Here is a 9,269-nt window from a genome sequence, read left to right as displayed (position 1 = left end):
CAGCCCCCGCCGGGACGCCGCGACCCGCGGCCCCTCCGGCGCGGCCAGGCTGTCGATGAGCCGGGAGGCCGTCTCGGCCACGCCGTCCGCGGCCTCCGCCGCGACCGCTCCCGCGCCCTCCGCCTCCGTCGAGACATGACGGTCGAGCACGAACCAGCCGCGCAGCACGTTGTCCGTGCCCAGCGAGGTGAGCACGGGCCGCAGCGCGTAGTCGATCGCGAGGACGTGGGCGGTGCTGCCGCCGGTCGCCAGCGGCAGCACCGTCTTTCCGGCGAGGGCGAACTGCGGCAGCAGATCGAGCAGTGTCTTGAGCAGCCCGCTGTAGGCGGCCTTGTAGACGGGCGTGCCTACGACCAGGGCGTCCGCCCACTCGATCGTCTCGATCACCTCCCGTATCGCCGGATGGGACGCGTCGCCCGCGAGCAGCGCCTCGGCGGGCAGATCGCGGACGGCGACATGGCGTACGTCGTGGTTCTCGGCCGCCAGCAGCGCGCCCACGTGCCGTACCAGGGACGAGGTACGGGAGCGGGACGACGGACTGCCGGAGACGGTCAGGACGTTGGGCATCGGGATTCTCTCCTCGGAAGGTCTCGGGTTGGCGGAGGCGGAGGCGGAGGCGGAGGGGGGAGGGGAAGCGGATGCGCGGAGGGGGTCCGTCCGCCGCGGGTCAGCGGAGGAGCGTCGCGTGCGGGCCGTCCGGCTGTGGCTCCTCCGACCGCCCGTCGGACTGCCGTTCGTCGGACTGCCGCTCCTCGGACTGCCGTGCGCCGGGCCGGTGTTGATCCGCCCGCTGCTCGCCGGACACAGCGGGCCGGCTCCCGTGCGGGCCGCCCTGCGCTCCGCCGCCGGTGACGACGTACAGGTCCCGCTCCCGCAGCCGCGCGGTCGCCCACATGCTCACCAGCGCCGTCAGCGCGAGATAGCCGCACGCCCACCAGGGCGAACCGCCGCCCAGCGCCAGCAGCGCCGTCATGATCAGCGGGGTGATGCCGGAGGCGAAGATGCCGGACATCTGGTAGACGAACGACATTCCGGTGTAGCGGACCTGCGTCGCGAACAGGGCGGCGAACAGGGTGCCTTGGGCTCCGTAGAAGTAGGCGTGCACCAGCCCCAGCGTCACGACGAGCACGGCCGCGAACGCCCACGTCCCGCCGAGTGAGAAGACCCAGAAGGCGGGGAAGACCGACAGCGCGAACAGGCCCATGCCCACGAAGTAGACGTGGCGCGCGCCCTGCCGGTCGGTGAGCGAGCCGGAGACGGGTATCGCCACCGCCATCACCACCGCCGCGGCGGTCACCGACAGCAGCACCGCGGTGCGGTCCAGCTTCAGCGTCGTCGTCGCGTAGGTGAGGGCGAAGACGCCCCAGGTGTTGAAGGCGGCGCCCTCGCCCCAGCGGGCCAGCATGCCCAGCCCCACATGCCGCCTGGACGGGCGTTCGCGCAGCAGCTCGACGAGCGGCGCCGACCGCGGAAGCTCCCGGAGCCGCCGTACCGCCTTGAACGCCGGTGTCTCGTCGATCTTCAGCCGTACGGTCAGACCGACCGCGACGAGCACGAGCGAGACGAGGAACGCCACGCGCCACCCGTACCCGAGGAACGCCTCGTCGCTGAGCACGTTGTTCAGCAGCGCGAACGCGCCCGTGCCCAGGGCGAGTCCGAGCGCCAGCCCGATCTGCGGATAGCTGCCGAAGCGTCCCTTGCGGCCCTTCGGTCCGAACTCCACGGCGAGCAGCACCGCACCGGCCCACTCGCCGCCCAGTGCCACACCCTGGGCGATCCGCAGCACCAGCAGCAGTGCGGGAGCGAGCAGCCCGGCCTGTTCGTACGTCGGGAGGACGCCGATCAGCGCGGTGGACACGCCCATCAGGCTCATCGTGAACGCGAGGGTGCGCTTGCGCCCGATGCGGTCGCCGATGTGCCCGAAGAGCAGCCCGCCGACGGGGCGTGCGAGGAAGCCCACCGCGAACGTCGCGAAGGAGAGCATCGTGCCGACGGTGCCGTTGCCGGTGGGGAAGAACAGCTCGCCGAAGACGAGTCCGGCGGCCGTGCTGTAGAGGAAGAAGTCGTACCACTCGACGGTCGTGCCCAGCAGGCTGGAGAGGACGACCGTCCGCAGGCCGCGGGCGTCGTCGGCCCCGTCGGCGTCGTCCGGTGCCACGGTCTCCTCCGGCTTCGCGGTCTCCTCCGGGGCGGAAGTCCCGTCCGGCCGGGCGGAGTCGGCGCTACGGACGTGCCCGGCGGCCTCGGCGGATTCGACCGGTTCGGTGGTGGACTCGGCGGGTGCCGGGTTCTCCGGCCGCTCCGCGCTCACCGGCCCGCGAACGGGACGATGCCCGCCTCGGTCGTACGGTCCCCGTCCGGGTGCCGCCACAGGCCGCGCCGCTCCAGCAGCGGCAGGACTCCCTCCCCGAACCAGTACGCCTCCTCCAGGTGCGGGACGCCGGAGAGGACGAACTCCTCGATGCCCAGGCGGTGATACTCCTCGATCAGATCCGCCACCTCGGCGTGGCTGCCCACCAGCGCCGTACCGGCGCCGCCGCGCACCAGCCCGACGCCCGCCCACAGGTTGGGGTAGATCTCCAGCTTGTCGCCCCGGCCGCTGTCGTGCAGCTCGCGCATGCGCCGCTGGCCCTCCGACTCGCTGGTGGCCAGGCCCTCTTGGACGGCCTTGATGCGCTCGGGATCCATGCCGTCCAGCAGTCGCTGTGCCTCCGCCCACGCCTGCGCGGAGGTGTCCCGGCTGATGGTGTGCAGCCGGATGCCGAAGCGCACCTCGCGTCCCTGCGCCGCGGCGAGCGAGCGCACCCAGTCGATCTTCTGCTTGACCTGCTGCGGGGGTTCGCCCCAGGTGAGGTAGACGTCCGTGTGGCGGGCGGCGACGTCGCCCGCCGCGGGGGAGGAGCCGCCGAAGTAGACCGTGGGGACGGGATCGGGCAGTCGGTTCAGCCGGGCGCCCTCGACGTGCAGATGCTCGCCGTCGTGGTCCACGGTCTCGCCGGCCCACAGCCGCCGCACGATGTCGAGGAACTCCCCGGTGCGCGCGTAGCGTTCGTCCTTGCCGAGGAAGTCGCCGTACGCGCGCTGCTCGGCGGACTCGCCGCCCGTGACGACGTTGAGCAACAGCCGCCCGTGCGACTGGCGTTGGTACGTGGCGGCCATCTGCGCGGAGAGCGTCGGGGAGATCTGCCCCGGCCGGAAGGCGACGAGGAACTTCAGCCGCTCGGTGACCTGCGTGAGCATCGCCGTGGTGATCCAGGCGTCCTCGCACCACGCGCCCGTGGGCGTGAGCGCGCCCGAGAAGCCCAACTGCTCGGCGGTGCGGGCGATCTGGCCGAGGTACTCCACGGACGCGGGACGGTCGCCGCCCGCCGCGCCCGGTGTGGAGCCGTGGCCGCCGCCGACGATGTGGCGGCTGTCGCCGGTCGTCGGCAGGAACCAGTGGAAGGTGAGCGGCGGCGAACTCGCCGACGGCGCGGGGGAGTCGGGAGAGTCGGGGGACGACTGCGCCGCGGGGGACGCGGAGGTCTGTGAACGCTCGGAAGACAAGGGGGACTCCAGGGAGGGAAGCGGGACGGGGCTCCGCGCGGCGGGAGCCGGTACGGGGGCGGAGGACGGGGCGTCGGCGTCGGTCGTCCGTACGGGCGGCGGCGGGACGAGGGCCCCAACCGGGGCCGTACGAGGGGCGGTCGGCGGACGGCCCGCCCTGCCGACCCGGCACGATGCCTCCGTACGCACGCCTCGACTCCCGGCCGTGGCCGGGCACATGACGTGACGGGGAAGCACGACACCCGCGGATCCGTCCGTACGGCGCGGCACCGCACGGGAGTCCGGGGGAGGCCGTCCGTCCTACGGCGCGGCCGGGAGGCCCGAACGACCGTGTGCGGGCGCGCGGTTCAGCCGTGGAACGGACACGGGGACGGCGGGCGCGAGCGGCCCTGCCGGGGAATCAGCTCTGACAGGTCGCGCTGGACTGGCGGCACAGGTCGACGTGGAGGCGTTCCACGAGGATTCCGGCGGCTGCTGTCATGTCTCGCATTCTGCGCGAGCCACCCCGCAGGGTTCAACCCCTTCCCGCCGACGTTCCGGCAGGTGAGACGGGCGCCACCGTGGCGGAACGCAGCCGCGCGCGGCTCATCGCGCCCCGGGACGCGCACCCGGAAGCGGCGGGCGGCGGCGCCCGGATCAGGCGTCCAGGACGTCGGCGGCGGCCGTGCGCTGGAGGTCCTCCAGGGCCTCGGCCTGCTGGTGCGCCCGGTTCAGCAGCCGTGCTAGCTCCGCGTCGTCGAGCAGGGACGAGCGGGGCCCTTCCAGGCCGCGCAGCGCCTGCCACATCAGCCGCTTGCCCTCGACCCCCAGCCGCAGCGCCTCCAGTTCGAGGACGCTGCTCAGCGGCGCGCGGCGCAGCAGGAAGCCGTTCGACTTGACCCGGCCCGCCTTCTCCAGCAGCCATCCCGCGGCCATCCGGTAGCGGCGCGGCGGTACCCCGAGGCGCAGCATGACGCGCAGCAGCGCGCCGCGGTCCTCGGCGATCTCGTCGGCGACACGGACGAGCGTTCCCCCGGCCGGCGACCTGGCGTGCTGCTTGGCGACCCGGCGGGCCAGTTCACCGCCGGCGGTCGCCCCCAGGAGGTGGTCGTTGAGGTACACGGCCAGCGGTTCCCGCAGCGGATGCACGGCGTCGGCGCGGTCGCCGTCACCGGACGGCGGGGCGCCCGCCGCCCCGTTCGGGCCGCTCCCGGTGTGCGTGCCGTGTGCGCCGTGTGCCATGTGTGGCTCCCGTCGGGGCGTCGGAGGGCGGCGGTCCGCCCGTACCGCCCACGGCGGGCCTCGCCGTACCGGCCGGTGCCCGCCTCGTCCAGGCTCGCACCGGCCGGTGCGCTGTCAATCCGGGACGGGCGGGAGCGGTGCCGCGGTGATCCGTCCAGGTGCGCCTTGGCCCGTTCGGAGGGCCAGTCCGTTTGAGGAACGCCGAGGGCTCCGGTGAAGTGGTTCCCGTGGAGGCAGCATCTTCCGCCCGCCGGTGCGCGAGGTGCGCACGGCACTTCCGTACGGGTGCCTCCGTACGGTCCGCGCAGGTGCCGTCCTCCCGCTCCGGACCGCCGCGCGAGACGGGATGACCATGACCGACACCGCTCCCATCAGCACTCCCTTCACCGCCGAGTCCACCGCCGGCGAGGTCGTCGCCGGTATCGACCTCACCGGGCGGCGCGCCGTCGTCACCGGCGGCGCCTCCGGCATCGGCGCGGAGACGGCCCGCACGCTGGCCGGTGCCGGGGCGCAGGTGACACTCGCCGTACGGGACACCGCCCAAGGGCGGCGCCGGGCCGCGGAGTTCGTCGACGCCACGGGCAACGAGGCGATCCGCGTCGCGCCGCTGGACCTGGCCGACCGCACGTCCGTCGCGGCCTTCATCGCCGCATGGGACGGGCCGCTGCACATCCTCGTCAACAACGCGGGCGTCATGGCGCCGCCCGAGGTGCGCACACCGCAGGGCTGGGAACTGCACTTCGCCACCAACCACTTGGGCCACTTCGCGCTCGCGCTGGGGCTGCACCGCGCGCTGGCGGCGGCGGGCGGGGCGCGCGTCGTGTCGGTGGGCGCGGGCGCCCATCTGCACTCGCCGCTCGTCTTCGAGGACATCCACTTCCGCGAGCGCGCCTACGACCCGTGGACCGCCTACGCGCAGTCCAAGACGGCCAACGCGCTCTTCGCCGTGCACGCCTGGGAGCGCTGGGAGAGCGACGGGATCTCCGTCAACTCCTCGCTGCCGGGGGCGATCCGCACCCGCCTCCACCGCCACGTCGGACCGGAGGAGGCGGAGCGCGGTGCCGCCGGGCCCGGCGGGGACGCCCCGCAGTGGCGTACGCCCGCGCAGGGCGCGGCCACGTCGGTGCTGCTGGCGGCCTCGTCCCTGGTGGAGGGCGTCGGCGGACGCTGCTTCGAGGACTGCAACGAGGCACCGCTGAACGCACCGGGCTCGCACCGCGGCGTCGCGCCCCACGCCACCGATCCCGAAGCGGCCGAGCGGCTCTGGCAGGTCTCCGTCGAGACGCTGACGATCTGACCGCCGTCCATCTCCGTCCCCCCGCGGCCCCTCTCCGCCGTTTCTCCCGCTCACCGTCGTCATTGGGCGCACCTGCGGAATCCGCGGCCTCGCGCTGTCGGTACAAGACGCACATGGTGGGGGATGCCCCGAGTCCACTTGTGTGCATGAGGTGAAGATGCGTGGCCATGTGCGGTGTTCATGAATAAGGGGGCTTCACGATGTGCCTGCTTCGGGCCTCTGGCCCGTGGTGAGCACACCTCCCCCACCAACGAGGAGCGGAATGTCTTTGACGTCCCTCAGCCGGCGTGCACGGATCTCTCTGGCCGCGACCGCGGCCGGAAGTGCCGCCGTCCTCGGCTTCGCGGTGCTGCCGTCGTCCGCGACGGCGACCCCCGCCGAGAAGCCCGCCGTATCGGCAGCCAAGAGCGACAAGGTCGGCAAGGCCGATGCGATCACCCGGGCCCAGATGCTGGAGCGGGCAGCCACCTGGCTGACCGCCAACAACGGCGCGCAGGTGCCCTACAGCCAGACGCAGACCTGGTCGGACGGGTACCGGCAGGACTGCTCCGGCTATGTCTCGATGACGCTGGGCCTGTGGAAGTCGGGGCCCAACACCGTCGAGCTGGCGAGCAACCGGGACCTGACCACCCCGATCAACCTGGGTGACCTCAAGCCCGGCGATCTGCTCATCGACGCCGACGGCTCGAACACCACGCGCCACGTGGTGATCTTCGAGGGCTGGACCGACGACTCGCACACCGCCTACTCGGCCTTCGAGCAGCGCGGCGGTCACGGTACCGACCACCGGAACCTGGACTACGGTCTGGACGCCGGCAGCGAGTACAAGCCCTACCGTCCGAACAACCTGACGGACTGAGGCAGCACGACACGGGCCGCGCTCTTCGCGGACCCGTCCTGCACGACGGAGCGCCCCCGTCCCACCTGTTGGGGACGGGGGCGCTCCGCGTTGCCTGCTTCCCTGCCGCCGGGCGCTGCCGTACCGCCGTGCGCGCGGGAGCGTACGAGACCCGCCCGGGAGCGCACGGGACCCCGAACGGGCCCTGGGCGCCTACTCCTTGACGGATCCCGCGTTCGCGCCGCGGATGAAGTAGCGCTGGAAGCAGAAGAACAGCACCGCGACCGGAATCGTCGAGAGCAGCGCGGCCCCCAGCTTCAGCGGATACTGCGTGCCCGCGCCCAGACCGCCCGAGACGAACCGCGCCAGACCGGTGGTCAGCGTCTCGTAGTCGCTGGACTGCGTGGCGACCAGGAAGTGCGTGAACTCGTTCCACGAGCCCTGGAAGGAGAGCAGCGTCACCGTGATCAGCGCGGGCCGCGACATCGGCAGCACCACGTACCAGAAGATCCGTCCGACGCCGGCGCCGTCGATCCGCGCCGCCTCCTCCACCTCCCGCGGGATGGACTCGAAGAACTGCTTCATGATGAAAATCCCCGCTGCGTCGAAGAGCAGCGGCACGATCATCCCCGTGTACGTGTCGAAGATGCCGAGGGTGTTGAGCACGAGGAACTTCGGGATGAGCAGCACGACCGGCGGCACGGCCATCACCGCGACGACGAAGGCGACCAGCACCGCCCGGCCCCGGAAGCGGAGCCTGGCCAGCGCGTAACCGGCCGCGGAGTCGAACAGCACACGCCCCAGCGTCACCACGACCGTCACCAGCGTGCTGTTGCCCAGCCACCGCAGGAACGGCACGCCCTCGCCGGACCCGCCCGAGCCGGTCAGTTGCCGGAAGACGGCCGCCGTCGGATCGGACGGCAGCAGCGACAGCGGATGCGAGGCGGCCTCCGGGTCGGACTTGAAGGCCGTCGCCAACTGCACCAGGAACGGCAGTGCGTAGAGCAGCGCGAAGGCGAGCAGCACCGTGTACCCGGCCACGCGGGCGGGCCGCGGGAAGCGGGCGAGCACCGGCCGCTCGTCCGTGGAGAGCCGTATCTCAGTCCTGCGCACGACGCGCCTCCTCGACCTCGGTCACGCCCGCGCGCGGGAGCCCCGCCGCCGCGAGACGCCGGCGCAGCGCGCCCCGTCCGTCCCGTCCGCCGCGTTCGCGCAGCAGCCAGCGCTGGACCCCCGTCATCAGCAGCACGATCCCCAGCAGGATGAAGGAGATGGCCGCGCCCTGTCCGAAGTCCGCGTTGTCGAACCCGTAGGAGTACGAGAGATACGCGGGCGTGAGCGTGGTGTTGGCGGGATCGCCCTGCCCCAGCACGTACACCTGGTCGAAGACCTGCCAGGTGGCGATCAGTCCCAGCGTCGTCACCAGGAACATCACGGGACGCAGCGCCGGCAGCAGCACATGGCGCAGGATGTGCCGCCGTGCCGCTCCGTCGAGGGCCGCCGCCTCCTCCAGTTCGCGGGGGATGTTCTGCAGCGCCGCGAGGAAGATGAGCATGAACGTGCCCGAAGTCGTCCACACGGCAAGGAGGATGAGGGTGCACATGGCCACCGACGGGCCCGCCAGCCACTCGCCGAGCGGCAGCCCCATCAGCCGGTGGTCGGCGAGGAAACCGGTCGGGTGGCTGTCGTCGCTGACGCCCAGCGCGTCGAGCAGGACCCACACCACTCCGCGCGGGTCCTGGAACCAGTTCGGCCCCTTGATCCCTATCCAGCCCAGCAGTTGGTTGACCGCGCCGCTGCCCTGGAAGAGGAAGAGGAAGACGGTGCACACCGCGATCGAGCTGGTGACGGACGGGAAGTAGAACGTGGTGCGCAGCATGCTGCGGCCGCGCAGCATCCGCTGGTTGACGATGATCGCCAGCGTGAGGGACAGCGCGGTCTGCAACGGCACCGTCAGCAGCACGTAGTACGCGTTGTTGCGCAGCGACGTCGCCAGCAGCGTACGGGCGAGACCGTCTTCGCCGAGCAGGCTGCGGTAGTTCTCCAGCCCCACGAAGTGGGCGTCCGGGGTGAAGGGGTTGGACTGCCCGTCCCAGTCGAGGAAGCTCACCCACGCCGCCATCAGGATGGGCAGCGCCATGAACAGTCCGAGGCCCAGGACCATGGGGCTCACGAAGAACCAGCCCCACAGCCCCTCACGCCCGCGGGCCGTGCGGGGCCGGGAGCCCGCGCCGCCGGACCGGCCCGGGGGCGGCACGGACGGCGGCGCGGGCCGCTCTGTGACAGTGGTCGGCATGCCGGGTCAGTCGCCCTTCTTGATCGCTTGCTCCCCGTTGCGCTGGAGCGCGGCGAGGATGTCGGCGGGCG

9 protein-coding genes are annotated in these 9,269 nt (G+C 72.5%); 2 read left to right on the top strand and 7 right to left on the bottom strand.

Annotation, left to right across the window (positions count from 1 at the left end; translation table 11 throughout):
- From ssuE to AN218_RS21310, 5 genes are all read right to left on the bottom strand, one after another.
- Positions 1-567, bottom strand: a 567-nt coding sequence (gene ssuE / locus AN218_RS21325; RefSeq protein WP_070018502.1) for an NADPH-dependent FMN reductase, incomplete at its 3' end; no start/stop codon positions are given.
- A 100-nt stretch (positions 568-667) separates the two neighbouring features.
- Positions 668-2,311, bottom strand: coding sequence for an MFS transporter (locus AN218_RS21320; protein ID WP_244900571.1), 1,644 nt, complete (start codon positions 2,309-2,311; stop codon positions 668-670).
- A complete protein-coding gene (locus AN218_RS21315; protein WP_070018506.1) occupies positions 2,308-3,432 on the bottom strand; it encodes an LLM class flavin-dependent oxidoreductase in 1,125 nt (374 codons plus the stop codon). The genes AN218_RS21320 and AN218_RS21315 overlap by 4 nt, the downstream gene beginning before the upstream one ends.
- Positions 3,433-3,946: 514 nt before the next feature.
- Entirely contained in the window at positions 3,947-4,027 is an 81-nt protein-coding gene (locus AN218_RS39095) for a putative leader peptide (protein WP_375537848.1), read from the bottom strand.
- A gap of 155 nt (positions 4,028-4,182) precedes the next feature.
- The gene (locus tag AN218_RS21310) at positions 4,183-4,767 is read right to left on the bottom strand and encodes a hypothetical protein (protein ID WP_244900570.1); all 585 of its coding nucleotides are present in this window, start codon (positions 4,765-4,767) and stop codon (positions 4,183-4,185) included.
- Positions 4,768-5,119: 352 nt separating this feature from the next.
- Between AN218_RS21310 and AN218_RS21305 the strand changes: the two genes are divergently transcribed.
- A complete protein-coding gene (locus tag AN218_RS21305; RefSeq protein WP_070018504.1) occupies positions 5,120-6,064 on the top strand; it encodes an SDR family NAD(P)-dependent oxidoreductase in 945 nt (314 codons plus the stop codon).
- A 262-nt stretch (positions 6,065-6,326) separates the two neighbouring features.
- The gene (locus AN218_RS21300; protein ID WP_070018501.1) at positions 6,327-6,923 is read left to right on the top strand and encodes an NlpC/P60 family protein; all 597 of its coding nucleotides are present in this window, start codon (positions 6,327-6,329) and stop codon (positions 6,921-6,923) included.
- A gap of 192 nt (positions 6,924-7,115) precedes the next feature.
- Here the strand turns inward: AN218_RS21300 and AN218_RS21295 are convergent, their stop codons facing one another.
- Positions 7,116-8,015: a carbohydrate ABC transporter permease gene (locus AN218_RS21295; RefSeq protein WP_216311789.1), complete on the bottom strand. Its 900-nt coding sequence runs from the start codon at positions 8,013-8,015 to the stop codon at positions 7,116-7,118.
- The gene (locus tag AN218_RS21290; RefSeq protein ID WP_244900569.1) at positions 8,002-9,198 is read right to left on the bottom strand and encodes a carbohydrate ABC transporter permease; all 1,197 of its coding nucleotides are present in this window, start codon (positions 9,196-9,198) and stop codon (positions 8,002-8,004) included. Before AN218_RS21290 ends, AN218_RS21295 begins: the two co-directional genes overlap by 14 nt.
- Between the last annotated feature and the right edge of the window lie 71 nt (positions 9,199-9,269).

Origin of the sequence: Streptomyces nanshensis (assembly GCF_001751255.1) — a bacterium.
GTDB classification, from domain to species: Bacteria; Actinomycetota; Actinomycetes; order Streptomycetales; family Streptomycetaceae; genus Streptomyces; species Streptomyces nanshensis_A.
This window is presented reverse-complemented; position numbering and strand designations above follow the sequence as displayed.